Genomic DNA, 23,981 nt, shown 5'->3' with positions numbered 1-23,981 from the left:
CCGGGCCGACCGGCCACGACAGACATCGCTCAACGGTCCACTTTCTCACCCGTGCCCGACGGCTCGGCGCTTTCGGGACCGGTGTCCGGTGTCGGGTCACTCGGCTGCTCGGGTTCACCGCCGTCGTCGCCCGTCGTGCCGTCGGCGTTGGCGCGCTTGCGATGTGCGTACATGCGGATGCCCGCGAGGACCAGCAGGAGGAGGCCGCCGGCGATCACGAGCAGCACGGTCGGCGTGAGCTCGGACACCTTCACGGTGAAGGCCATCTCCTCGCCGTACGGCTTGCCGTCCTCCGTGTAGAGCTGGGCCGTCATCTGCACCTGGCCGTTGATGTTGGCCGCGGCGTCGAACTTCACGGACTGGCTGTGGCCGGCTCCGACCCGGATCGGCTGCTCGGCGACCGCGCCGCCGTTGTTCAGCTCCAGGCGCGTCGCGTTCTCCGACTTCAGTCGGAGCACCAGATGGTCGACGTCCTGGAGGAGCCGGTTCTGCACGGTCACCGGGATGGTCGCGCTGCGGCCGGACAGGGTGACGTCCGACTTCGTGATGAGCTGGACCTCGTTGACCAGGCCCTGGAGGTAGGTGCGGACCGAGTCCCGGTAGAGCTGGGCCTCCAGGGCCTTGCCGCGCCACGAGGTGGACATGGACCGGTTGATCGCGTTGCCGAAGGGGGTCACGACCCGCTCCGGCTGGGTGAGGATCACCTGGAAGTTGTCCAGGGAGGTCTGGGTGGACTTGATGTCCTGGAAGGCCTGGGTGGGCAGCTCCTGGCTGCGCAGCCGCTTCGGGTACTGGGAGGACCGGGGGATCGCCGTGGTGGCGCCCGCGTCGGGCTTCGTCGCCGCGGCCTGGGGCAGCGTGACGGAGTGCGTCCAGCGGTCGTCGTCGAGCGCCTGGAGCGCGCGGGCCATGGCCTGGGCCTGGGGGATCGTCGGCATGCGCTGGGGGGCGACGACGAGGCTGCGGTCCTTCTCCGTGTCCTGCTCGGCCAGCGAGAGGGAGACGGCGAGGAAGCGCTGCACGGCGAGCGTGGCGTTGCCCGCGTCTCCCATGTCGCTCTGGAAGGCCGTCGAGAGGCGGGCGTCGGAGACCACGGCTGTGGTGCCGCCGCCGATCGGCCGGGCGGCCGTCGGCGTGTACGACAGGCTGTCGTCCTCCTGGAGGCTGTCGCTGCGGGCGATCACGTTGTGCGCGCCGGCGGAGGTGGCGACATCGACGATCGAGGGGTCGATCGCGCCGTCGACCGGCCACGCGAAGTCGGTCGACGGCTTCACATGGAGGATGGTCTCCACGGTCACCCCCGCGACCTCGCTGGCCGTCTGGAGGTGGCTGAGCGTGCCCGAGACATTCTTGCCGCGATGTGCGATCGAGGCGAGGTCGGGATCGCCGAAGGGCAGTGCGACCACTTTGCCCTCGGTCACCGCCGCCTCCAGCGCGGTGAGCCACTTCTTGGCCACCGCCTGGTTGGTGCCGGCGACCGTGGTGTCGCCGGACTTCACGCGGTAGGTCTTGGTCATCGCGTCGACGCTGGCGAGCAGGTCCGGGTCGACCACCCAGGTCACGGGCAGCTGGCTGCCCAGCGACACCATGCGTTCGAGGCGGCCACCCGGCGCGATCTCGGCGGCGAGGTCGTCATCGGCGAAGACGGGCGTCTGCTGTTCGTCGGAGCCGGTCTCCGCGGTGAGGTGCGCCGAGGCGATCAGGGGCCACAGGAAGCTCAGACCGGGCTTGGTGTCGCGGTCCTCGCTCTGCCAGGGCAGGAAGGTCCGCTCGATGCCGAGCACCTGGCCGTACGGGACGCGGGCGGTCTGCCCGGTCAGGGAGACACCCAGCTGGTAGACACCGGCGTCGCCGAGATTCAGCTTGCTGACGGGGACCGACAGGGAGAATTCCTTGGAGCCGCCCCGGGGCAGCTTGTCGATCGTCGCGCTGTACTTGTCGTCGATCGGATAGGGATCGGTGCCCGGCAGATAGCCCGTGCGGTCGCCCGCCGCGTCGATCGCGGCCCGGTTGTAGAGCTTCGGTCCGACACGCAGATCGATCTGGGCGTCGGTGATGGTCTCCTTGCCCTTGTTGGTCACCGTGCCGGAGACCATGAGGGTGTCCCCCTTCACAGGGGCGCTGGGGGTCAGGGTGTCCAGCGACACCGAGACGGTGCTCGACCCGGTGGGGGCCTTGCTCGTTCCGCCGGCCTGCGCCTGCGGGGCGGCCACTCCGGTCAGCAGGGCGGCGACCAGCGGGGCTCCCGCGAGTGCGGCGGCCGTGCGCCGCAGCCACCGGCGCGCAGGAGCGGGGTTCATCCCCTGGATGTCTGCCGCCTCGGCCACGCGTACCCGTCCCTCGTCATCGTCCGTGCTGTCGATCGTCGTCCGTCGCTGCGTCCCCGCATGGTAACGAGGTGCGCCGGGGCCGAGTGCCGGGGAGTGGGCCACATGATCGGAAGAGTCTGGCAGGGCGGGCGGAAACCAGGACGTCCGGGCCGGTCCGGGCACGTACCCTTTTCAGTTGTGTCGAACGCCAATGCAGACAACTCCAGCGCCCTGACCGAGGTGCAGCTCCGCGCAGTCAGCGAACTGCTGCGGGTGTCCCCGGTCGCCGACGATCTCGCCCGCCGATTCCAGGACGCCGGATTCGGGCTGGCCCTGGTCGGCGGCTCGGTCCGGGACGCGCTCCTCGGCAGGCTGGGCAACGACCTGGACTTCACGACCGACGCCCGTCCCGAGGACGTGCTGAGGATCGTGCGGCCCTGGGCGGACTCGGTCTGGGAGGTGGGGATCGCGTTCGGCACGGTGGGGGCCCAGAAGGACGGCTACCAGATCGAGATCACGACCTACCGGTCCGAGGCGTACGACAGGACCTCGCGGAAGCCCGAGGTCTCCTACGGCGACTCCATCGAGGAGGACCTCGTCCGCCGTGACTTCACGGTGAACGCCATGGCCGTCGCCCTTCCGCAGAAGGAGTTCATCGATCCGCACGGCGGCCTGGAGGACCTGGCCCAGCGGATCCTGCGCACTCCGGGCACGGCCGAGGAGTCCTTCTCCGACGACCCGCTGCGCATGCTGCGCGCGGCGCGTTTCGCCGCGCAGCTCGACTTCGAGGTCGCTCCCGATGTCGTGGCGGCGATGACGGAGATGTCGGGCCGGATCGAGATCGTCTCGGCCGAGCGGGTCCGGGAGGAGCTCAACAAGCTCCTGCTCTCCGCACACCCGCGCAAGGGGCTGGCGCTCCTCGTCGACACCGGGCTGGCCGGGCATGTGCTCCCCGAGCTTCCGGCGCTCCGGCTGGAGCGTGACGAGCATCACCGCCACAAGGACGTCTACGAGCACTCGCTGACCGTGCTGGAGCAGGCGATCGACCTGGAGGAGGACGGCCCGGACCTGGTTCTGCGGCTCGCCGCCCTGCTCCACGACATCGGCAAGCCGCGGACCCGGCGCTTCGAGAAGGACGGACGGGTCTCCTTCCACCACCACGAGGTGGTGGGGGCCAAGATGACCAAGAAGCGGATGACCGCGCTCAAGTACTCCAACGACATGGTGAAGGACGTCTCGAAGCTCGTGGAGCTGCATCTGCGCTTCCACGGCTACGGAGACGGCGAGTGGACCGACTCGGCGGTCCGCCGCTATGTGCGCGACGCGGGCCCGCTGCTGAGCCGGCTGCACAAGCTGACCCGTTCGGACTGCACCACGCGGAACAAGCGCAAGGCCAACGCCCTGTCACGGACCTACGACGGCCTGGAGGAGCGCATCGCGCAGCTCCAGGAGCAGGAGGAGCTGGACGCGATCCGGCCCGACCTGGACGGCAACGAGATCATGCGGATCCTGGACATCGGCCCGGGACCGGTCATCGGCAAGGCCTACGCGTTCCTGCTCGAACTGCGTCTGGAGAACGGTCCGATGGAGCACGACCAGGCGGTGGCCGAACTCCGGAAGTGGTGGGAAGCACAGAACTGAGGTCATGTTTCACGTGAAACATGACCCCGCAGGACCGGCTGAGGGCGGTGTTTCACGTGAAACACCGCCCTCAGCCGGTCCTGCGCCACCGGAACAGCGCCACGGCCACCACGGCGTAGAGCACTCCCACCCCGACCACCACGGTGGGGGACTTCCCGTCGGCGGGCAGGGAGAGCGCGGCGGCGGCCGCGGCGCCGACGAACGCGACATTGAAGAGGACGTCGTAGAGCGAGAAGACCCGCCCACGGAAGGCGTCGTCCACGCCGGTCTGCACCACCGTGTCGGTCGCGATCTTCGCCCCCTGGGTGACCAGCCCGAGCAGGAAGGCAGCGACGAGCATGGGCGCCGGCCGGAACCAGAGGCCCAGTGCGGGTTCGAGAACGGCCGCTGTTCCCGCACACACCGTCATCCAGCGGAACCGGCCCAGCCGCCCCGCCGCCCAGGGGGTCAGCAGAGCGGCGGCGAAGAACCCCGCCCCGGAGACACCGAGCGCCAGCCCGAGCAGTGCCAGCCCGTCGGACTCGTTGTCGGTCCAGGAGTATCGGCAGAGCATCAGCAGCATCACCGTCAGCGCCCCGTAGCAGAAGCGGATCACAGTCATGGCCGCCAGCGCCCGGGTCGCGTGCTTCCGGGTCGCCAGATGGCGCAGTCCGTGACCGAGCCCCCGGACGGTGACCGCCAGGGCCGTCCGCACGCTGAGGTCGCTGTCCTCCCGGTCCGGTCCCAGCAGCCGGGCAGCGAGGCTCAGGGAGACCAGGGCCGAAGCGAGGTAGAGCCCGGCGCCCAGGAGCACCACGGCGGCATCGGAGTCGGAGATGAGCAGCCGTACGGCGAAGGCGAGGCCGCCGCCCGCTGTGGCGGCGAGTGTGCCCGCGGTCGGGGAGACGGAGTTGGCGAGCACCAGGAGATCGCGGTCGACGACGCGGGGAAGCGCCGCCGAGAGCCCGGCGAGGACGAAGCGGTTGACCGCGGTGACGCAGAGGGCCGAGGCGTAGAAGAGCCAGTCGGGGGCCGAGCCCAGCATCAGGAGGGCGGTGCAGCAGGCGAGGGCGGCGCGCAGCAGATTCCCGTGGAGGAAGACCTGCCGGCGGGGCCAGCGGTCCAGCAGCACCCCGGCGAACGGCCCGATGAGCGAGTACGGGAGCAGCAGAACGGCCATCGCGGAGGCGATGGCGCCGGCGGATGCCTGCTTCTCGGGGGAGAAGACGACATGGGCCGCGAGGGCCACCTGGTAGACGCCGTCGGCCGACTGGGACAGGAGCCGCACGGCCAGCAGGCGGCGGAAGTTCCGAAGACGCAGAAGTATGCGCAGGTCATGCACGACGGGCATGGGAGCAAGGGTCACATACGTTGAGGGCCCCCGGGCGGATTGCCCGGGGGCCCTCAACGGTGCGGGGGCCGGGGAGCGTTGCCGCTTCCCGCCGCGCCGCGCCGACGCACCCTGTCAGGTGACGTCAGTTGGAGACCTCACCACGGATGAACTTCTCGACGTTCTCGCGGGCCTCGTCGTCGAAGTACTGGACCGGCGGGGACTTCATGAAGTACGAGGAGGCGGAGAGGATCGGGCCGCCGATGCCGCGGTCCTTCGCGATCTTCGCGGCGCGGACGGCGTCGATGATGACACCGGCCGAGTTCGGGGAGTCCCACACCTCGAGCTTGTACTCCAGGTTCAGCGGGACGTCACCGAAGGCGCGGCCCTCGAGGCGCACGTACGCCCACTTGCGGTCGTCCAGCCAGGCCACGTAGTCCGACGGGCCGATGTGGACGTTGTCCGCACCGAGCTCTCGGTCACGGATCTGCGAGGTGACAGCCTGCGTCTTGGAGATCTTCTTGGACTCCAGGCGCTCGCGCTCGAGCATGTTCTTGAAGTCCATGTTGCCGCCGACGTTCAGCTGCATGGTGCGGTCCAGGATGACACCGCGGTCCTCGAACAGCTTCGCCATCACGCGGTGCGTGATGGTGGCGCCGACCTGCGACTTGATGTCGTCGCCGACGATCGGGACACCGGCCTCGGTGAACTTGTCCGCCCACTCCTTGGTGCCGGCGATGAAGACCGGGAGGGCGTTGACGAACGCGACCTTGGCGTCGATGGCGCACTGCGCGTAGAACTTCGCGGCGACCTCGGAACCGACGGGCAGGTAGCAGACCAGGACGTCGACCTTGCGGTCCTTGAGGACCTGGACGATGTCGACCGGGGCCTCGGAGGACTCCTCGATGGTCTGGCGGTAGTACTTGCCCAGGCCGTCGTGGGTGTGGCCGCGCTGGACGGTGACACCGGAGGTGGGCACGTCGCAGAGCTTGATGGTGTTGTTCTCGCTGGCGCCGATGGCGTCCGAGAGGTCGAGGCCGACCTTCTTCGCGTCGACGTCGAAGGCGGCGACGAACTCGACGTCCCGCACGTGGTAGTCGCCGAACTGGACGTGCATCAGGCCGGGCACCTTGCCGGCCGGATCGGCGTCCTTGTAGTACTCGACGCCCTGGACCAGCGAGGCGGCGCAGTTGCCCACGCCGACGATGGCTACGCGAACCGAACCCATTCCGGTTGCTCCCTGTGTGTAATGGATGTTCCTGATGAGGCCCCGCGGAACTGCGGGGACCTCACGTGGCGGTGTCGCCGGACGGATCCGGCGGGGTGGTACCCCGCCGGGGCAGGCCGTCCGGCTCTCCTGCGGTGTTCTGCTGAGCTGAGCCCTCGGGCGAGGACCGTCGCTGATCCCGTCCCGACCGCTCGCTCTCGATGAGCTCGTTCAGCCAGCGCACTTCGCGCTCCACGGACTCCATGCCGTGTCGCTGCAGCTCAAGTGTGTAGTCGTCGAGGCGCTCGCGGGTGCGGGCCAGAGAGGCGCTCATCTTCTCGAGGCGCTCCTCCAGCCTGCTGCGGCGGCCTTCCAGCACCCGCATCCGCACCTCGTGCTCCGTCTGTCCGAAGAAGGCGAAACGGGCCGCGAAGTGCTCGTCCTCCCAGGAGTCGGGGCCGGTGTGCGAGAGCAGTTCCTCGAAGTGCTCCTTACCTTCCGCCGTCAGCCGGTAGACGATCTTGGCGCGGCGCCCCGCCAGTGAGGAGGCGGGGGCGACCGACCGGCCGGTGCCGGGCGTGAGGTCGGTCGGAGCCGTTCCCGGCTCCTCGATCAACCAGCCGCTGGCGACCAGCGTCTTGAGGCACGGATAGAGGGTGCCGTAGCTGAAGGCACGGAAGATCCCCAACGAGGTGTTGAGGCGCTTGCGCAGCTCGTAGCCGTGCATCGGGGACTCGCGGAGCAGTCCGAGAACGGCGAATTCGAGAATGCCCGAGCGTCTGCTCAACCCCGCCTCCTCCTTCTCCGCCTGCTCCGCGTGCTCTCGCACGGCCGGGTGCCGGACCGGTGTACCGGACCGATGTACTGAGTCGATGTACCGTGCTGATGTATCGACTCGATACATCAGCACGATAGATCGGACCGCGTGCCGCGACAAGGGGGGCCTTAGTGAGCGGTGTCACATCGCTAATTCGTAGCAACCGACTTGCGTAATTTGGGGTGAAGTTCGGCTCCAGGAGGGTTTTGACCGTGCGTAGTCTGTGCGGCATGCAGACCACCGGGAGCCGTGCGACGTACGGGGACGTACGCCGTCGCGGGGTGACCGGATGCACTGCGGACGGGTCTCTCGCGGGACCGGTCCGCATCGGGGGACACCGGATCTCAACTGCCGCTTCCAGGCGCTCTCGCCTGCCCGAGGAGTAGTCGTTCGATGAGCGAGCACCGTCGCAAGACGCCGCAACCGCAAGGTGGCGGACGTGCCGCGGCCAGACGAGCCGCCCAGCAGTCCTCCGGACGCCGCGCAGCACCGTCACGCGGAGTGACTTCTGAATCACATTCCGGTTCACACGGCGACGCGGCCCCGTACGGCGGGCGCGCCGCGGCGAGACGGGCCGCCCAGCGAGGCGCCGGCGGCGGCCGGGGCGGCCACGACGGAGGCGGTGGCGGCGGACGCCGCCGGGGCGGCGACGGGGGCCACGAGGGCCCGGGACGCGGCCGCGGCCGCGCGGCCCAGCGCCCGGTCAAGAAGCGCTTCATCGACTACCCGCGGGCGGGCCGCAGCGGCCTGCGCCGCTGGGTGCCCTCCTGGAAGCTGATCTCGGGCCTCTGCCTGGGCTTCATCGGCCTGCTGATGGGCTTCGCCGGCCTCGCGTACGCGATGGTCGGCATGCCCAAGGTCCAGGAGGCCGCGGTGGCGGAGAACAACGTCTACTTCTGGAAGGACGGGTCGCAGATGGTCGCGACCGGCGGTGATGTCAACCGCCAGATCATCGACTACGCCCAGATCCCGGAAGCGATGCGCAACGCCGTCATCTCGGCGGAGAACAAGTCCTTCGACCACGACCACGGCATCGACCCCATGGGTATCGGCCGCGCCCTGTTCAACATGGCCAAGGGCGGCCAGACCCAGGGTGGCTCGACCATCACCCAGCAGTACGTGAAGAACTCGCGGCTCTCCCAGGAGCAGACCCTGAGCCGCAAGTTCGAGGAGCTGTTCATCACGCTGAAGGTCGGCAGCAAGATGGACAAGAAGGACATCATGGCGGGGTACCTCAACGTCTCGTCCTACGGGCGAGGCGCCTCCGGTATCCAGGCCGCCGCGCGGACGTACTACAACAAGGACGCCAAGGACCTGAACCCCAGCGAGTGCGCCGTCCTGGCCTCGCTGCTCAAGGGCCCCACGTACTACGACCCCGCGGGCGTCACGCTGGTCGATCCGGTGAACGCGACGCCGGAGAAGAACAAGGCCCGCGCCATGAAGCGCTGGAAGTGGATCCTCGACGAAGAGGTCAAGGACGGCCGGCTGTCGGCGACCGAGCGCGCCAAGTACACCGAGTTCCCGATGCCCGTGAAGCCGAAGAAGGACGCCCAGCTGGGCGGCCAGATCGGCTATCTCGTCTCGATGGCCCGCGCCAACTTCCTCAACAACACCAAGGTCACCAAGGAAGAGCTGGCCCAGGGCGGCTACGAGATCCACACGACCTTCGACAAGAAGAAGGTCAACCAGCTCACCAAGGCCGTCGACCGGGTCTACAAGGAGAAGATCGACCCGAAGAAGCGCCCGACCAAGGACACGCACGTCCAGTTCGGCGGTTCCTCGATCGATCCGAAGACCGGCGCGATCGTGGCGATCTACGGCGGCCAGGACGCGACGAAGCACTACGCCAACAACGCCGACCCCACCGGAGCCCCGGTCGGCTCGACGTTCAAGCCGTTCGTGCTGGCGGCCGCCATGGAGTACGGCAAGCGCGACCCCTCGGGCGGTTCGAAGCAGGGTGAGTCGGAGCGTACGAAGGTCTCGCCGGAGAGCGTCTACAACGGCGACAACAAGCTGAAGATCAAGAAGTACAACGGGGACATCTGGTTCGACGACAAGGGCAAGGAGTGGCTCCAGACCAACGACGGCGGCGAGAACCTGGGCCCCGTCACCCTGCGTGAGGCGATGCGGGTCTCCGGCAACTCCCCCTATGTGCAGCTGGGCATGGACGTCGGCACCGACAAGGTCAAGGAAGTCGCCCTGGCAGCGGGCCTCAAGGACGACGACTACATGGCCGACTCCACGGTGCCCTCGTTCTCCATCGGCACCTCCTCGCCCAGCGCGACGCGCATGGCCGGCGCGTACGCCACGTTCGCGGCCAGCGGCCAGCAGCGCGAGCCGTTCTCGGTGACCGAGGTGAAGAAGCGCGGCGAGGTGATCTACCGCCACGAGGTGGTGACCAAGAGCGCCTTCTCCAACGTCATCGCGGACAACGTGACCGACGTCCTCAAGAACGTCGTCGAGCACGGCACCGGTACCCCGGCCAAGCTTCCCGGCCGTGATGTCGCCGGCAAGACGGGTACCACCGACGGCAACCGTTCCGCCTGGTTCGTGGGGTACACCCCGCAGCTGTCGACCGCGATCAGCATGTTCCGGCTGGACGACGACGAGACCAACAAGAACCGCGAGTTCGAGAAGATGTTCGGCACCGGTGGCGAGAAGAAGATCCACGGTGCGTCGTTCCCCGCCCAGATCTGGCACGACTACATGGCGGACGCCATGGAGGGCATGGAGAAGGTCTCCTTCCCGAAGCCGGAAGAGATCGGGGAGAAGGTCTACGGCGGCGGCGCGTCGAGCCCCAAGCCGACGCCCAGCCCGACGCCCACGCCGACGCCCTCCCCGTCGCAGGAGGTCACCCCGTCGCCCACTCCGGAGCTGCCGAAGCCGGACCCGTCCCAGACCACCTGCGGCACCTGGGACTGGAACTGCCAGAACAACAACGGCGGCAACAACAACGGCGGCACCGACGCCGGTACCGACGCGGGAACGACCGACGGGACGACCAGCGGCACGGACGCCGGAACCACCGCGGGCGACGGAGGCACCAGCCCCTCGCCCGATACCGGAGGCAACGGGAACGGCAACGGCAACGGGAACGGGAACTGGTTCGCCGGAACGTCCGGCTAGCGACCGGAGCGGAATCCGGGACGGACACGAGGGCCGCGGCACCCCAGGGTGCGGCGGCCCTCGCCGTTTCCACCGTCCCGTACGGCAGGATGTGCGGCATGCCAAGCGCAGAGGACACGAGCGTGCACCAGGAACCGCCGGTCGTCCGGCCCACGCACCGCGACGAGGTGGCGGCGGCCGGCAGCGAGCTGATCGGCGGGAGGTCGGGGCGCTGGACGCGGCTGGGCAGTACCGCCCTCACCCCCGTCGGGGCTGTCGCGCTGGTGGCCCTCGGGATGTTCGCGCTCGGCATGATGCAGAAGCTGCCCTGCTACAACTGGGCGTGGTTCCGGGGCGCGGGCTCGCAGTACACCCACGCCTGCTATTCGGACATCCCGCACCTGTTCGCCGCACGCGGCTTCTCGGACGGGCTGGTGCCGTACTTCGACCGGCTCCCGGGCGACATGGAGTTCCTGGAGTACCCGGTGCTCACCGGGGTGTTCATGCAGATCGCCGCCTGGCTGACCCCGGGCGGCGGCTCCCTCCAGCACCAGGAGCAAATCTACTGGCTCGTCAACGCGGGCATGCTGATGATCTGCACCGCCGTGATCGCCGTCTGCGTCGCGCGCACGCACCGGCGCCGCCCCTGGGACGCCCTGCTGGTCGCGCTGGCCCCGGCGTTCGCCCTGACGGCCACCATCAACTGGGACCTGCTGGCCATCGCGCTCACGGCCGCCGCGATGCTCATGTGGTCCCGCAGCCGTCCGCTCGCGTTCGGCGTCCTCATCGGCCTCGCCACGGCCGCCAAGCTGTACCCCGTGTTCCTGCTGGGGCCCGCGTTCGTGCTGTGCTGGCGGGCCGGGAAATGGCGCGAGTTCGGGGCGGCGGTGCTCGGTGCGGCCGGCTCCTGGCTGGTGGTCAATCTGCCGGTCATGCTCTTCGCGCCCGACGGATGGAAGAAGTTCTACTCCTTCAGCGAGGAACGCGGGATCGACTTCGGGTCGTTCTGGCTGATCATCACGCAGCGCACGGGCGAGCCCATCGAGGTCCCCACGGTCAACACCATCTCGATGCTGATGGTGATCGCGCTGTGCGCGGTGATCGGCGTCCTGACGTTGACGGCACCCCGCCGGCCGCGTTTCGCCCAGCTCGCCTTCCTCGTCGTCGCGGTGTTCATCCTGGTCAACAAGGTCTATTCGCCGCAGTACGTGCTCTGGCTGATCCCGCTGGCGGCGCTGGCCCGGCCGCGCTGGCGGGACTTCCTGATCTGGCAGGCGTGCGAGGTCATGTACTTCCTGGGGATCTGGATGTACCTCGCGTACACGACGAGCGGCGACAAGCACCAGGGCCTGCCCACCGAGGGCTACCAGCTCGCGATCGTGCTGCACCTGGTGGGCACGCTGTACCTGTGCGCCGTGGTCGTACGCGACATCCTGATGCCGGAACGCGACGCGGTTCGGGCGGACGGCTCGGACGACCCGTCGGGCGGAGTGCTCGACGGGGCCGAGGACGTGTTCGTCCTGAGGCGGGCGGGTGCCCGCGCCCCGCACCCCGCGGCCCGGGAGACCGAGGCACCGCGGGTGGAGTGGGGCGCGGCCGGGACGGCGCCGGCCGCCGACTGAGCGGGGGCGCCCCCGCTCAGTCGCGGTCAGCGGTCGACGAGCCGGTCGAACTGCGTCGTCGTGTGGCGCAGATGGGCCACCAGCTCGTCGCCCACCCGCGGTTCCTCGGCGTCCGAGGGAACGAACAGGATCGAGACCTGCATGTGCGGCGGCTCGGCGAACCAACGCTGCTTGCCGGCCCAGACGAACGGCGACAGATTGCGGTTCACGGTCGCGAGCCCGGCCCGTGCGACGCCCTTGGCGCGCGGCATCACCCCGTGCAGGGCCTTCGGGGCCTCCAGGCCCACACCGTGCGAGGTGCCGCCCGCGACGACGACCAGCCAGCCGTCGGAGGCCGCCTTCTGCTGGCGGTAGCCGAACCGGTCGCCCTTGACCACCGGGGTGACGTCGAGCACCGCGCCGCGGTACTCGGTCGCCTCGTGGTCACCGAGCCAGAGCCGGGTGCCGATCCGGGCGCGGAACCGGGTCTGCGGGAACTGCTGCTGGAGCCGGCCCAGCTCCTCGGCCCGCAGATGGCTGACGAACATCGTGTGCAGCGGCAGCCGGGCGGCGCGCAGGCGGTCCATCCACGCGATGACCTCCTCGACGGCGTCCGAACCGTCCGTGCGGTCCAGCGGGAGGTGGAGGGCGAACCCTTCGAGGCGTACGTCCTCGATGGCGGCGTGCAGCAGCCCCAGCTCCTCCTCCTTGACGCCGTGCCGCTTCATCGAGGACATGCACTCGATGACGACCCGGGCGCCCACCAGGGCGTGCACACCGTCCACGGAGGAGACGGAGCGGACGACCCGGTCCGGCAGCGGCACCGGCTCCTCGCCCCGGCGGAACGGGGTGAGCACCAGCAGGTCACCGCTGAACCAGTCCTTGATGCGGGCCGCCTCGTAGGTGGTGCCGACCGCGAGGATGTCGGAGCCGAAGCGGATCGCCTCGTCGGCCAGCCGCTCGTGGCCGAAGCCGTATCCGTTGCCCTTGCAGACCGGTACGAGGCCGGGGAACTGGTCGAGGACGGATTTCTGGTGCGCCCGCCAGCGCGCGGTGTCGACGTACAGGGAGAGCGCCATGGCCGGTCCGGGACCTTTCTGGTGGCTGCGGGGGGTCGAAGGGGTGCGGTGCTCCGGAAGCGCCTCCTCAGGAGTTTCCGGACGAGCCCATTGAAACGAATGAAGCCGGTTTCGTCAGCCTTGTGCGGCTGATCAGCGGTCCGTACGGCGGATCAGCGGCGCGACATGTAGATGTCGAGGGCCTTGTGGAGCAGCTTGTTGAGCGGGAAGTCCCACTCGCCGAGGTACTCCGCGGCCTGGCCGCCGGTGCCCACCTTGAACTGGATGAGGCCGAAGAGGTGGTCGGTCTCGTCCAGGGAGTCGGAGATGCCGCGCAGGTCGTAGACGGTGGCGCCCATGGCGTACGCGTCGCGCAGCATCCGCCACTGCATCGCGTTCGAGGGGCGGACCTCGCGCTTGTGGTTGGCCGAGGCGCCGTACGAGTACCAGACGTGTCCGCCCACGATCAGCATGGTCGCGGCGGCGACGTTCTCCCCCTCGTGGCGGGCGAAGTAGAGCCGCATCCGGTTGGGGTCCTCGGTGTTGAGCGCGGTCCACATGCGCTGGAAGTAGCCCAGCGGGCGCGGGCGGAAGTGGTCGCGCTCGGCGGTGATCTCGTACAGCCGCTGCCATTCGGCCAGCTCGGCGTAGCTGCCCTGGACGACCTCGACGCCGGCCTTCTCGGCCTTCTTGATGTTGCGCCGCCACAGCTGGTTGAAGCCCTTGTGGACGTCCTCCAGGGAGCGGTTGGCCAGCGGCACCTGGAAGACGTAGCGGGGCTGTACGTCACCGAATCCGGCGCCGCCGTCCTCGCCCTGCTGCCAGCCCATCTTGCGGAGCCGGTCGGCGACCTCGAAGGCGCGCGGCTCGATGTGGGTGGCCTCGATGTCGCGCAGGCGCTTGACCTCGGGGTCCTGGATGCCGGCCTTGATGGCGGCGGCGTCCCAGCGGCGGATGACGACGGGCGGGCCCATCTTCACGGAGAAGGCGCCCTGCTGCTTGAGGTGCGCGAGCATCGGTTCGAGCCAGTCGCTGAGGTTGGGGGCGTACCAGTTGATGACCGGACCCTCGGGGAGGTACGCGAGGTAGCGCTTGATCTTCGGCAGCTGGCGGTAGAGCACCAGACCGACGCCGACGAGCTGGCCGCCCTTGTCGAACCAGCCGAGGCTCTCCGAGCGCCATTCGGCCTTCACGTCCGCCCATGCCGGGACCTGCATGTGACTGGCCGCGGGCAGACTCTGGATGTACGCCAGATGCTGCTCTCGGCTGATGGTCCTCAGGGTCAGGCTCATGCGGGGCGCTCCTCGGCAGGTGTGTCCCCATCGGTCAGGGGCTCCGGCTCTCGCGCCGAAGCCTACTGTGACCGGGCAGCGCACGGTCTGGCCCCGTCGCACCTGTGCTCCCGGGCACACGGGAACGGGGCGGACCGTCCGTCGACGCTCCGCCCCGCGCACCGCCGGGGACGTGCCGGTGCGTGATCAGCCGATCACGCCGCCGAAGAGCCCGCCGTGGGCCATGCCGAGGAAGAACCCGATGGCGGCCGCGCCCGTGCCGAGGAAGAGCGGGAACCGCTCGCGCGTGGTCGCGGAGATGTAGATCCCGTACGCCCCGGTGAGGATCCCCACGAGCCCGGCCCACGAGCTGAGCAGGTGCAGGCTGTGGAACATCGCCGTCACGAACGCGAGGACGCCGAGGACCACCGTCACGGCCACCAGGGCGTTCTGGAGGGGATGGGGCCTGCCGTCCGTCGCGAAGAGCGAGACGGAGGAGCGGGAGCGGGTTCGCATTGCTTGTGCCATGGAGCACCTCCTGGCCGAAAGGCGGCGCGTCGTGGCGCCGCTCACACCCGATGTGTCCAGATTGCGTCTCCTGACCACCGGATTTCAACCGGAAGGTGGTCTGCGGGTACTCTGGACGGTCTGCACCGGTGTCTGCCCAGCCCGGCACGGACAGCCCCCCACCTTCGGGGCGGGGCGTTGTCAGTGGCGGCTGTTCTACTCGACGACATCGATGCTCACGCATCACGACCCTCCTGCCACGGAACGACCGTGGCCGCTGAGTCCAAAGGAGGTGGGTTCCACATGCGTCACTACGAGGTGATGGTCATCCTCGACCCCGATCTCGAGGAGCGCGCTGTCTCCCCGCTGATCGAGAACTTCCTCTCCGTCGTCCGTGAGGGCGACGGAAAGGTGGAGAAGGTCGACACCTGGGGCCGTCGTCGTCTCGCTTACGAGATCAAGAAGAAGCCCGAGGGCATCTACTCGGTCATCGACCTGCAGGCCGAGCCTGCGGTCGTCAAGGAGCTCGACCGCCAGATGAACCTGAACGAGTCGGTCCTCCGGACCAAGGTCCTCCGTCCCGAGATCCACTGAACGTCTAGTTCAGCGGTCATCGGGTTCGAGTAGCAGCAAGCAGCCAAGCAAATCCCGCCGAGAGGTTCATCCATGGCAGGCGAGACCGTCATCACGGTCGTCGGCAATCTCGTCGACGACCCCGAGCTGCGCTTCACCCCGTCCGGTGCGGCGGTCGCGAAGTTCCGTGTCGCGTCCACTCCCCGCATCTTCGACCGGCAGACCAATGAGTGGAAGGACGGCGAAGGCCTGTTCCTCACCTGCTCGGTCTGGCGGCAGGCGGCGGAGAACGTCGCCGAGTCGCTCACGCGAGGCATGCGCGTTGTCGTGCAGGGCCGGCTGAAGCAGCGGTCGTACGAAGACCGCGAGGGCGTCAAGCGCACGGTCTACGAGCTGGACGTCGAGGAAGTCGGCCCCAGCCTCAAGAACGCCACGGCCAAGGTCACCAAGACCACCGGCCGCGGTGGTCAGGGCGGCCAGGGTGGATACGGCGGCGGCCAGCAGGGCGGCGGCAACTGGGGCGGTGGTCCCGGTTCCGGTGGACAGGGCGGCGGCGCTCCCGCCGATGACCCCTGGGCCACCGGCGCACCGTCCGGCGGCGGCCAGCAGGGCGGGGGCCAGGGCGGCTGGGGTGGAAACTCCGGCGGTTCCGGCGGCGGCTACTCGGACGAGCCGCCCTTCTAGGGCAGCTCGTACCCCCACTTCTTGATCACACAGGAGAAACACCATGGCGAAGCCGCCTGTGCGCAAGCCTAAGAAGAAGGTCTGCGCGTTCTGCAAGGACAAGACCCAGTACGTGGACTACAAGGACACGAACATGCTGCGGAAGTTCATTTCCGACCGCGGCAAGATCCGTGCCCGCCGCGTCACCGGCAACTGCACGCAGCACCAGCGTGACGTCGCCACGGCCGTGAAGAACAGCCGTGAGATGGCGCTGCTGCCCTACACGTCCACCGCGCGATAAGGGAAGGGTGACCGAAACATGAAGATCATCCTCACCCACGAGGTCTCCGGCCTCGGTGCTGCGGGCGACGTCGTCGACGTCAAGGACGGGTACGCCCGTAACTACCTGGTTCCGCGTGGCTTCGCCATCCGCTGGACCAAGGGCGGCGAGAAGGACGTGGCGCAGATCCGCCGCGCCCGCAAGATCCACGAGATCGCCACGATCGAGCAGGCCAACGAGATCAAGACCAAGCTCGAGGCCGTGAAGGTCCGTCTGGCTGTTCGCTCCGGCGACGCCGGCCGTCTCTTCGGCTCCGTCACCCCGGCCGACATCGCCTCGGCGATCAAGGCCGCCGGTGGTCCGGAGGTCGACAAGCGTCGCGTCGAGCTCGGCTCGCCGATCAAGACGCTCGGTGGACACCAGGTGTCCGTCCGTCTGCACCCCGAGGTCGCTGCGAAGCTCGGCGTCGAGGTCGTTGCCGCCTGATTCGGGCCGCAACCCAGCAGAACAGTGAAGGGCCGCACCCCATGGGTGCGGCCCTTTGCCGTGGTCCCGCGCTCTTCCTGCATGGGCACGCCGAGTCCGTTTCACGTGAAACACACCCGGCGCACGTTCAGCGGGTGGCTCCGGTGACCAGCCACTTCCCGGAACGGGTACGGAACCACAGCGTCGCCATCCGTACGAGCATCATCAACGCCATCGCGCACCAGAGGGCGGTCAGCCCCCCGCCGAGTACGGGAACCAGCAGGGCGGCCGGGGCGAAGACCGCCAGGGTGACCAGCATGGCCCAGGCCAGATAGGGGCCGTCCCCGGCACCCATCAGCACCCCGTCCAGGACGAAGACGACCCCGGCGACCGGCTGGGTCAGCGCCACCACCAGCAGAGCAGGGAAGAGCGTGTCCTGGACGGACTGGTCGCCGGTGAACAGCGGGACGAACAGGGGGCGGGCCAGAACGATCAGCGCGCCGAAGACCACCCCGGAAGCGATGCCCCACTGGACCATGCGGTGGCACGCCTCGCGGGCCCCCTTGGGATCGTCGGCACCCAGATAGCGGCCGATGATGGCCTGGCCCGCGATCGCGATGGCGTCCAGGGCGAACGCCATCAGGCTCCACAGGGAGAGGATGATCTGATGGGCGGCGATGTCGGTGTCGCCCAACCGGGCCGCGACGGCCGTGGCGATGAGCAGGACGGCGCGTAGGGACAGCGTGCGGACCAGGAGCGGGACGCCCGCCTGGGCGCTGGCTCTGATGCCGGCGGCGTCGGGGCGCAGGGAGGCGCCGTACCGCCGGGCGCCGCGGACCACCACGACGAGATAGGCGGCGGCCATCCCGACCTGGGCGATCACGGTGCCCCAGGCGGAGCCCGCGATGCCGAGTCCGGCGCCGTAGACGAGCCCGGCGTTGAGCGCGGCGTTGGCGGCGAAGCCGCCGATGGCGACATAGAGGGGGGTGCGGGTGTTCTGCAGCCCGCGCAGCACCCCGGTCGCGGCCATCACGACGAGCATCGCGGGGATGCCGAGGGTGGAGATCCGGAGGTAGGTGGTGGCGTAGGGGGCGGCGGTGTTGGAGGCGCCGAACACGCCCACGAGCTGCGGGGCGAGGGGGAAGGCCACGGCGATGACGGCGGCCCCGAGCAGTATGGCCAGCCAGATGCCGTCCATGCCCTGGCGGATCGCGGCGGCCGGATCGCCCGCGCCGATCCGGCGGGCGACGGCCGCGGTGGTGGCATAGGCGAGGAAGACGAAGACGCTGACGGCCGTCGTCAGCAGTGCGGCGGCCACGGCCAGTCCGGCCAGTTGGGGTGTTCCCAGATGGCCGACGATCGCGCTGTCGACCATCACGAAGAGGGGCTCGGCCACGAGTGCGCCGAAGGCCGGCACGGCCAGCGAAATGATCTCGCGGTCGTGTCTGCGACGACGGGACGGCGGGGTCGCCGGTGCCTGGATCATGGGGGCCAATCTAATCTTCCACAGGTAATGGACGCAAGCCTCAAAGGATCCTTACATTTGCCGGGCAGGGGTGTTCGGCCACAGGGGCGCGGGCGGGATCGTGAGCCGACGCGAAAAGTTTTTCTCCCCCACAGGCCGTGGATGGAGAAGGTGCAGGTCAGGCCGTTTCTGCTGGACCTGCTATGAGTTTGTCCACAGTGCTGTCCCCCGCTCCGTGCACAGGTTCTGCGGAGTTCTCCACAGCATCTGGTCCGTCGTCCACATGCCCTGTGGATAACCAGATTGGCTGAAGGTGCCGGGACGCCTACCGTGGTCCGGCGCCCCCACCGTGTTCCGGCCTCGGAGACCGTCGAACCCGACACACCGGAACCGGAGTCGGGCGTCTTGTTTGTCAGCGCCGTGCCGTAAGAAAGAGTGGCACGGCTAGGTCCGCGGAGCGGACGGGAGGAGGTGGCCGGATGAGCATTCCTGAGCCCCTGGACGACCCCTGGGCCGACACCGGTCCCAGCGACCGGCTGCCCGTGTCCCGTCAGCGCCGCGGCGAGGGCCGACAGCAGCGCGGGGAGCAGCACGACCGGGGCCGGGAGAGCGACGGCTGGGAAGGCGGCTCGTCCGGTTTCGAGCGCGTCCCGCCCCAGGACCTCGACGCGGAACAGTCCGTGCTCGGCGGCATGCTCCTGTCCAAGGACGCCATCGCCGATGTCGTGGAGATCATCAAGGGCCACGACTTCTACCGTCCCGCGCACGAGACCGTCTACCAGGCGATCCTCGACCTCTACGCCAAGGGCGAGCCGGCCGACCCGATCACCGTGGCGGCCGAGCTGGTCAAGCGCGGTGAGATCACCAAGGTCGGCGGCGCCCCGTATCTGCACACCCTGGTCCAGTCGGTGCCGACCGCGGCCAACGCGTCGTACTACGCGGAGATCGTGCACGAGCGCGCGGTCCTGCGGCGGCTCGTCGAGGCCGGCACGAAGATCACGCAGATGGGATACGCGGCCGACGGCGACGTCGACGACATCGTCAACTCGGCGCAGGCCGAGATCTACGCCGTCACCGAGCAGCGGACCAGTGAGGACTACCTGCCGCTCGGCGACATCATGGAGGGCGCGCTCGACGAGATCGAGGCGATCGGCTCGCGCAGCGGGGAGATGACCGGTGTGCCGACCGGCTTCACCGACCTCGACGCCCTCACCAACGGACTGCACCCGGGCCAGATGGTCGTCATCGCGGCACGCCCCGCCATGGGTAAGTCGACGCTCGCGCTGGACTTCGCGCGGGCGTGCTCGATCAAGAGCAACATGCCCAGCGTGATCTTCTCCCTGGAAATGGGCCGGAACGAGATCGCGATGCGTCTGCTCTCCGCCGAGGCCCGGGTGGCGCTGCACCACATGCGGTCCGGCACCATGACGGACGAGGACTGGACGCGCCTGGCGCGGCGGATGCCGGACGTGTCCGCGGCCCCGCTGTACATCGACGACTCCCCGAACCTCTCCATGATGGAGATCCGGGCCAAGTGCCGCCGCCTCAAGCAGCGCAACGACCTCAAGCTGGTGGTCATCGACTATCTGCAGCTGATGCAGTCCGGTGGCTCCAAGCGCGCCGAGAGCCGTCAGCAGGAGGTCTCGGACATGTCCCGAAACCTCAAGCTGCTGGCCAAGGAGCTTCAGCTTCCGGTCATCGCGCTCTCCCAGCTGAACCGAGGCCCCGAGCAGCGCACCGACAAGAAGCCCATGGTCTCCGACCTCCGTGAGTCCGGCTCCATCGAGCAGGACGCCGACATGGTGATCCTGCTGCACCGCGAGGACGCCTACGAGAAGGAGTCCCCGCGCGCCGGCGAGGCCGACCTGATCGTGGCCAAGCACCGTAACGGCCCGACGGCGACGATCACCGTCGCCTTCCAGGGACACTATTCGCGCTTCGTGGACATGGCGCAGACCTGAGCGGAACGGGCCCTCCCCGGCCGGTCGCGACCGGCGAGCAAATCGGTTCGCCATGGGGAGGCCGGGGCGGTAGGCATGGACCATGACTTCTCCAGCCGAACCATTGCTTCCGGGTACCCGGCGCGCGCTGCTGCACCGCCTTGCCACCGCGCAGGCGGAGGGACGTTCGCCCTCCATGACCGCTGCCGTGCGGCGGCAGGGACAGATCGCCTGGCACGGATCCCGTTCCTGTGTGGACGGCCATGCCCCGGACACCGATACACAGTTCAGGATCGGTTCCCTCACCAAGACGTTCACCGCCGTGCTGGTGCTGCGGCTCCGGGACGAGGGGCTGCTGGATCTGGGGGATCCGCTGGAGAAGCACCTGCCCGGTACGGGGGCCGGGGACGTCACAGTCCATCAGTTGCTGGGCCACACCGCCGGGCTCGGTGCCGAGGCGCCGGCACCCTGGTGGGAGCGGACTCCCGGCACGGTGCGTCCCGGACTCGCTGAGGTGCTGGAGGACCGTACCGGGGTGCACCCGACCGGTCGGCGCCACCACTACTCCAACCCCGGCTACACCCTCCTCGGCTCGCTGGTCGAGGCGGTGCGCGGGGACTCCTGGGCCGAGGCGCTGCGCCGTGAGGTGCTGGAGCCGCTGGGCATGCACCGTACGAGTGCGCAGCCGCAGGTACCGCACGCCGGCGCGTGGGCCGTCCATCCCTGGGCGGACGTCCTGCTGCCCGAGCCGGCCGAGGACCTGGGGCTGATGGCGCCGGCCGGACAGCTCTGGTCCACCACGGCGGACCTGCTGCGCTTCGCCGCCTTTCTGGCCGACGGTGACGACCGGGTGCTTTCCGCCGCGTCCGTGGCAGAGATGCGGGCGCCGGCGGGCCCGCCCGAGCCGGAGGACCACGCGGGTCAGTACGGTCTGGGGCTCCAGGTGGTGCGGTCGAAGGGGCGGACGCTCATCGGGCACACGGGTTCGTTGCCGGGGTTCCTGGCCGCACTCTGGATCAGCGTCGAGGACGACGTCGCCGCCGTGGTGTTCGCGAACGTCACCTCCGGAGTGGCGATCGGTGATGTGGCTGCCGACCTCGTGGACATCGTGGCCGAGGCCGAACCGAGGATCCCGGAGCCGTGGCGGCCCCTGCCCGAGGTGGACCAGGACCTGCTGGCGCTGACCGGCCCCTGGTACTGGGGTCCGCGTGCGAACGTGCTGAGGCTGCTGCCCGAACGCGGTCTGGAGCTGCGGCCGTTGAACGGCCAGGGGCGCGGGGCCCGTTTCCTCGCCCGCCCGGACGGCACCTGGACCGGGCTGGACGGCTACTACGCGGGGGAGACCCTGCGTGTGGTGCGGACCGCCGACGGCCGGGTGGGCCATCTGGACCTGGGCTCGTTCGTCTTCACCCGGGAGCCGTACGCCCCGGAGAGCGCCGTGCCCGGGGGCGTGGACGAGGGTGGCTGGCGTGGCCTGGAGGGCTGAGCACACGCCGTTTCACGTGAAACGGCGTGCGGGACCGCTCAGGCGGTCAACTCCCTTTCCAGCGGCGTGCGGAAGCGCGGGGTGATCCGTGCCTCGCCGACCCACGTCCGCAACCGCGCGGCCTCCGCCTCGACCGCGGCGGATGCCTCCCGGCCGGCGTCTGTCAGCAGCCGCCAGACCGGTTCGCCATCGGCGCGCTGAGCCCAGCCGCCGATGATCCGGCCGTTCCACCACACCGTGGGCCCGATGTTGCCGGACCGGTCGAAGAGCGGGGCCCGGAGGTCGGGGTCGAGATGGAAGCCCCGGTCCGCCCAGCCCATCGCGCTCGGGTCGAGCGCCGGCAACAGGGCTGCCCAGGGCTCCGGCTCGGTGTCGGGGGCCTCGTCGTCCGGGGCGATCCAGGCGGTGCCTCCGTCGTCGAGTCGTACGTCGACGGCGTGGGCGGCGGCCAGCGCCGCGCGAACCTGGCCGAGGCCCCATCCCGTCCACCACTTGAGGTCGGTTTCGGTCGCCGGGCCGTACGCGCGCAGCCAGCGCAGCGCCAACGCGGCCTGCGCGGTGGCGGTTTCGACCTCGGGATGAGGGTCGGAGGCCGTCCAGCGGAACTGGCTGGAGGTCCAGGAGCCCCGAGGCCGGTCGCGGCGGATCCGTCCCTCCGCGGCCAGCACCCGGAGCACCCGGGTGGCGATGCCCTGGACCGCCTCCTGCTTCTTGCCGGGGAAGATCGTGATCTTGGTGCGGAGGGCGGGGACGGCGGCGGAGAGTTCGCTTCCGGTGGCGGAGCCCCGGGCGGTCAGCGCGGCGAGCGTGGCGTCCTCGGCGGCGGACAGCCACGTCCCGTCCAGCCCTTGTCCGTCCTCCGCGAGGTGCTTGAGCAGGTTCCTGCGCTCCTTGGCGGCGACGGCGGCGGCGTTGGACGCCCGCACCTGGGGGGCCAGGCCGTCCGACACCACGAAGAGCGTGTTGCGCATGGAGAGCAGCCGGACCAGCGAGACCTCCTCATACAGGGAGGTCTCCACCGCGCCGACGTCGGGCTTCCGCAGCCGGGCACAGGCGGACAGGAACACGGTGGCGGCGTCCGTGGCGTGCAGGCCGACGAGGGCGTCGGCCACGGCGACGGGGGAGTCCGCGCGGAGGGAGGGGGCCAAGAGGTGGCGCCGCCCGATTCTTATGCGGCGCTGTGCGTCGGTGATGCGGTGCATGGGCGTCTCCTTGGCTGCCGTGCCGGGTTCAGAGCGCGAGTTTGAAGCCCACATGGCTGGCGACGAAGCCGAGCCGTTCGTAGAAGCGGTGGGCGTCGGTCCGGGTGGTGTCCGAGGTGAGCTGGACCAGTTGGCAGTCCTGGCGCCGTGATTCGTCCACGGCCCACTGGATCAGCCGGGTGCCGAGACCGCTGCCGCGCTCGTCGGCGTGGATCCGGACGCCTTCGATCACCGAGCGGGTCGCGCCGCGCCGGGACAGGCCGGGGATCACCGTGAGTTGCAGGGTGCCGATGACGCGGTCCGCCCGCACGGCGACCACCAGATGCTGGTGGGGGTCGCCGGAGAGCCGCCGGAACGCCGTCTCGTAGGGCATGAGGTCGTCCGGTGACTCCCGCCGGGCGCCGAGGGGATCGTCGGCCAGCATGGCGACGATCTCGGGCAGATCGTGGGCGGTGGCGGGGCGGATCTCCGGATCACTCATGATCGGCAGCCTACGCCGGGAGGCCGTCGGAGAGGTGCCCGGCAGGGGCCTGAACCGGAGCCTGGTCCGGAGCCTTCAGGCCCTCCACCGCCCTTACGAGCGGGGCCAGTTCGGGATTGACAGCCGCCTCGTCCAGCGCGGTCCGCAGGGCGGTGTCGTTGGTCGGCCGGGCCTCGGCGAGCAGGGCGAGCCCGGCCTCGGTGACGTCGGTGTAGATGCCCCTGCGGTCGGTGTCGCAGAGATAGCGGGTGAGCAGGCCCCGGTCCTCGAGGCGCGTCACCAGCCGGGTGGTGGCGCTCTGGCTGAGGACCACGGCGTCCGCCACCTGCTTCATCTGGAGATGGCCGCCCGGCCCGTTGTGCTGGCGGCTCAGAACGTCCAGCAGCGAGTACTCCCGCACGCTGAGGCCGTGACCGCTCTGCAGGGCGCGCTCGATATGGGCCTCGATCTTCCCGTGGAGCAGGGAGAGCGCGCACCAGCCCTGGGAAAGGGCGGTCAGTGCGGGGTCCGTCGCTGTCATGGGTCCTCACCTCCGTGCGGGAGCTCGTCCCCCCAGGATAGGCGACGACCGCAATAGCCCGCGTTTGCAATTAACCCGCGC

General features: G+C 69.5%; 20 protein-coding genes. 9 read left to right on the top strand and 11 right to left on the bottom strand.

What is annotated here, in order from left to right:
• Positions 1-29: 29 nt before the first annotated feature.
• Positions 30-2,327, bottom strand: coding sequence for a DUF6049 family protein (locus ACWCXC_RS02595; RefSeq protein WP_450683801.1), 2,298 nt, complete (start codon positions 2,325-2,327; stop codon positions 30-32).
• 180 nt (positions 2,328-2,507) lie between these two features.
• Between ACWCXC_RS02595 and ACWCXC_RS02590 the strand changes: the two genes are divergently transcribed.
• A complete protein-coding gene (locus ACWCXC_RS02590; protein ID WP_450683800.1) occupies positions 2,508-3,950 on the top strand; it encodes a CCA tRNA nucleotidyltransferase in 1,443 nt (480 codons plus the stop codon).
• Between the two features lie 70 nt (positions 3,951-4,020).
• Here the strand turns inward: ACWCXC_RS02590 and ACWCXC_RS02585 are convergent, their stop codons facing one another.
• The 3 genes from ACWCXC_RS02585 to ACWCXC_RS02575 all read right to left on the bottom strand — a co-directional run bounded on the left by ACWCXC_RS02585 (position 4,021) and on the right by ACWCXC_RS02575 (position 7,253).
• A complete protein-coding gene (locus ACWCXC_RS02585; protein WP_450886146.1) occupies positions 4,021-5,280 on the bottom strand; it encodes an MFS transporter in 1,260 nt (419 codons plus the stop codon).
• Positions 5,281-5,404: 124 nt separating this feature from the next.
• Entirely contained in the window at positions 5,405-6,487 is a 1,083-nt protein-coding gene (locus ACWCXC_RS02580; RefSeq protein ID WP_450683798.1) for an inositol-3-phosphate synthase, read from the bottom strand.
• A gap of 61 nt (positions 6,488-6,548) precedes the next feature.
• Positions 6,549-7,253 (bottom strand): PadR family transcriptional regulator, encoded by a 705-nt coding sequence (locus tag ACWCXC_RS02575; protein WP_450683797.1) that lies wholly within the window; start codon positions 7,251-7,253, stop codon positions 6,549-6,551.
• Positions 7,254-7,676: 423 nt separating this feature from the next.
• On the opposite strand from ACWCXC_RS02575, the gene ACWCXC_RS02570 reads away from it, so the two are divergent.
• Together ACWCXC_RS02570 and ACWCXC_RS02565 are read left to right on the top strand one after the other, a co-directional pair.
• Complete coding sequence (locus tag ACWCXC_RS02570) at positions 7,677-10,409, top strand: transglycosylase domain-containing protein (RefSeq protein ID WP_450886143.1); 2,733 nt, start codon at positions 7,677-7,679, stop codon at positions 10,407-10,409.
• A gap of 98 nt (positions 10,410-10,507) precedes the next feature.
• The gene (locus ACWCXC_RS02565; RefSeq protein WP_450886141.1) at positions 10,508-12,010 is read left to right on the top strand and encodes a glycosyltransferase family 87 protein; all 1,503 of its coding nucleotides are present in this window, start codon (positions 10,508-10,510) and stop codon (positions 12,008-12,010) included.
• Positions 12,011-12,036: 26 nt separating this feature from the next.
• Here the strand turns inward: ACWCXC_RS02565 and ACWCXC_RS02560 are convergent, their stop codons facing one another.
• The 3 genes from ACWCXC_RS02560 to ACWCXC_RS02550 form a co-directional block, all read right to left on the bottom strand.
• Positions 12,037-13,068 carry an alanine racemase gene (locus ACWCXC_RS02560; protein ID WP_450682518.1) on the bottom strand — a complete coding sequence of 344 codons (1,032 nt, stop codon included), beginning with the start codon at positions 13,066-13,068 and terminating at the stop codon, positions 12,037-12,039.
• 152 nt (positions 13,069-13,220) lie between these two features.
• Entirely contained in the window at positions 13,221-14,339 is a 1,119-nt protein-coding gene (locus ACWCXC_RS02555) for a lipid II:glycine glycyltransferase FemX (RefSeq protein ID WP_450682517.1), read from the bottom strand.
• A gap of 186 nt (positions 14,340-14,525) precedes the next feature.
• Positions 14,526-14,846 carry a hypothetical protein gene (locus ACWCXC_RS02550; RefSeq protein ID WP_450682516.1) on the bottom strand — a complete coding sequence of 107 codons (321 nt, stop codon included), beginning with the start codon at positions 14,844-14,846 and terminating at the stop codon, positions 14,526-14,528.
• A gap of 282 nt (positions 14,847-15,128) precedes the next feature.
• On the opposite strand from ACWCXC_RS02550, the gene rpsF reads away from it, so the two are divergent.
• From rpsF to rplI, 4 genes are all read left to right on the top strand, one after another.
• The gene (rpsF, locus tag ACWCXC_RS02545; protein WP_018957345.1) at positions 15,129-15,419 is read left to right on the top strand and encodes a 30S ribosomal protein S6; all 291 of its coding nucleotides are present in this window, start codon (positions 15,129-15,131) and stop codon (positions 15,417-15,419) included.
• Between the two features lie 72 nt (positions 15,420-15,491).
• Entirely contained in the window at positions 15,492-16,082 is a 591-nt protein-coding gene (locus ACWCXC_RS02540) for a single-stranded DNA-binding protein (protein ID WP_450682515.1), read from the top strand.
• A gap of 43 nt (positions 16,083-16,125) precedes the next feature.
• A complete protein-coding gene (gene rpsR, locus ACWCXC_RS02535; protein WP_003967857.1) occupies positions 16,126-16,362 on the top strand; it encodes a 30S ribosomal protein S18 in 237 nt (78 codons plus the stop codon).
• Positions 16,363-16,380: 18 nt separating this feature from the next.
• The gene (gene rplI / locus ACWCXC_RS02530) at positions 16,381-16,827 is read left to right on the top strand and encodes a 50S ribosomal protein L9 (protein WP_383631455.1); all 447 of its coding nucleotides are present in this window, start codon (positions 16,381-16,383) and stop codon (positions 16,825-16,827) included.
• Positions 16,828-16,954: 127 nt separating this feature from the next.
• On the opposite strand, the gene ACWCXC_RS02525 is transcribed toward rplI, so the two are convergent.
• A complete protein-coding gene (locus ACWCXC_RS02525; protein ID WP_450886137.1) occupies positions 16,955-18,292 on the bottom strand; it encodes an MATE family efflux transporter in 1,338 nt (445 codons plus the stop codon).
• 458 nt (positions 18,293-18,750) lie between these two features.
• Between ACWCXC_RS02525 and dnaB the strand changes: the two genes are divergently transcribed.
• Both dnaB and ACWCXC_RS02515 read left to right on the top strand, forming a co-directional pair.
• A complete protein-coding gene (gene dnaB / locus ACWCXC_RS02520) occupies positions 18,751-20,232 on the top strand; it encodes a replicative DNA helicase (RefSeq protein WP_450682513.1) in 1,482 nt (493 codons plus the stop codon).
• Between the two features lie 82 nt (positions 20,233-20,314).
• Positions 20,315-21,697, top strand: coding sequence for a serine hydrolase domain-containing protein (locus ACWCXC_RS02515; RefSeq protein WP_450886135.1), 1,383 nt, complete (start codon positions 20,315-20,317; stop codon positions 21,695-21,697).
• A gap of 38 nt (positions 21,698-21,735) precedes the next feature.
• Here ACWCXC_RS02515 and ACWCXC_RS02510 read toward each other — a convergent pair whose 3' ends face one another.
• From ACWCXC_RS02510 to ACWCXC_RS02500, 3 genes are read right to left on the bottom strand one after another with little or no spacing between them, the layout of a single operon-like run.
• Positions 21,736-22,899 carry a winged helix DNA-binding domain-containing protein gene (locus ACWCXC_RS02510; RefSeq protein WP_450886133.1) on the bottom strand — a complete coding sequence of 388 codons (1,164 nt, stop codon included), beginning with the start codon at positions 22,897-22,899 and terminating at the stop codon, positions 21,736-21,738.
• Positions 22,900-22,927: 28 nt separating this feature from the next.
• On the bottom strand, positions 22,928-23,380 hold the full coding sequence (locus ACWCXC_RS02505; RefSeq protein WP_450886131.1) for an N-acetyltransferase family protein: 453 nt from the start codon (positions 23,378-23,380) through the stop codon (positions 22,928-22,930).
• A gap of 10 nt (positions 23,381-23,390) precedes the next feature.
• Positions 23,391-23,900: a MarR family winged helix-turn-helix transcriptional regulator gene (locus tag ACWCXC_RS02500; RefSeq protein WP_450682509.1), complete on the bottom strand. Its 510-nt coding sequence runs from the start codon at positions 23,898-23,900 to the stop codon at positions 23,391-23,393.
• Positions 23,901-23,981 lie beyond the last annotated feature (81 nt).

It is taken from the genome of Streptomyces sp. NPDC001515, from assembly GCF_053597115.1.
This window is presented reverse-complemented; position numbering and strand designations above follow the sequence as displayed.

Coding starts and splice junctions, on each gene's coding strand:
- ACWCXC_RS02525 (WP_450886137.1), bottom strand. CDS start 18,292: ATGATCCAGGCACCGGCGACCCCGCCGTCCCGTCGTCGCAGACACGAC.
- ACWCXC_RS02550 (WP_450682516.1), bottom strand. CDS start 14,846: ATGGCACAAGCAATGCGAACCCGCTCCCGCTCCTCCGTCTCGCTCTTC.
- ACWCXC_RS02510 (WP_450886133.1), bottom strand. CDS start 22,899: ATGCACCGCATCACCGACGCACAGCGCCGCATAAGAATCGGGCGGCGC.
- ACWCXC_RS02570 (WP_450886143.1), top strand. CDS start 7,677: ATGAGCGAGCACCGTCGCAAGACGCCGCAACCGCAAGGTGGCGGACGT.
- ACWCXC_RS02540 (WP_450682515.1), top strand. CDS start 15,492: ATGGCAGGCGAGACCGTCATCACGGTCGTCGGCAATCTCGTCGACGAC.
- ACWCXC_RS02565 (WP_450886141.1), top strand. CDS start 10,508: ATGCCAAGCGCAGAGGACACGAGCGTGCACCAGGAACCGCCGGTCGTC.
- rpsR (WP_003967857.1), top strand. CDS start 16,126: ATGGCGAAGCCGCCTGTGCGCAAGCCTAAGAAGAAGGTCTGCGCGTTC.
- ACWCXC_RS02515 (WP_450886135.1), top strand. CDS start 20,315: ATGACTTCTCCAGCCGAACCATTGCTTCCGGGTACCCGGCGCGCGCTG.
- rplI (WP_383631455.1), top strand. CDS start 16,381: ATGAAGATCATCCTCACCCACGAGGTCTCCGGCCTCGGTGCTGCGGGC.
- ACWCXC_RS02560 (WP_450682518.1), bottom strand. CDS start 13,068: ATGGCGCTCTCCCTGTACGTCGACACCGCGCGCTGGCGGGCGCACCAG.
- ACWCXC_RS02500 (WP_450682509.1), bottom strand. CDS start 23,900: ATGACAGCGACGGACCCCGCACTGACCGCCCTTTCCCAGGGCTGGTGC.
- dnaB (WP_450682513.1), top strand. CDS start 18,751: ATGAGCATTCCTGAGCCCCTGGACGACCCCTGGGCCGACACCGGTCCC.
- rpsF (WP_018957345.1), top strand. CDS start 15,129: ATGCGTCACTACGAGGTGATGGTCATCCTCGACCCCGATCTCGAGGAG.
- ACWCXC_RS02580 (WP_450683798.1), bottom strand. CDS start 6,487: ATGGGTTCGGTTCGCGTAGCCATCGTCGGCGTGGGCAACTGCGCCGCC.
- ACWCXC_RS02505 (WP_450886131.1), bottom strand. CDS start 23,380: ATGAGTGATCCGGAGATCCGCCCCGCCACCGCCCACGATCTGCCCGAG.
- ACWCXC_RS02555 (WP_450682517.1), bottom strand. CDS start 14,339: ATGAGCCTGACCCTGAGGACCATCAGCCGAGAGCAGCATCTGGCGTAC.
- ACWCXC_RS02585 (WP_450886146.1), bottom strand. CDS start 5,280: ATGCCCGTCGTGCATGACCTGCGCATACTTCTGCGTCTTCGGAACTTC.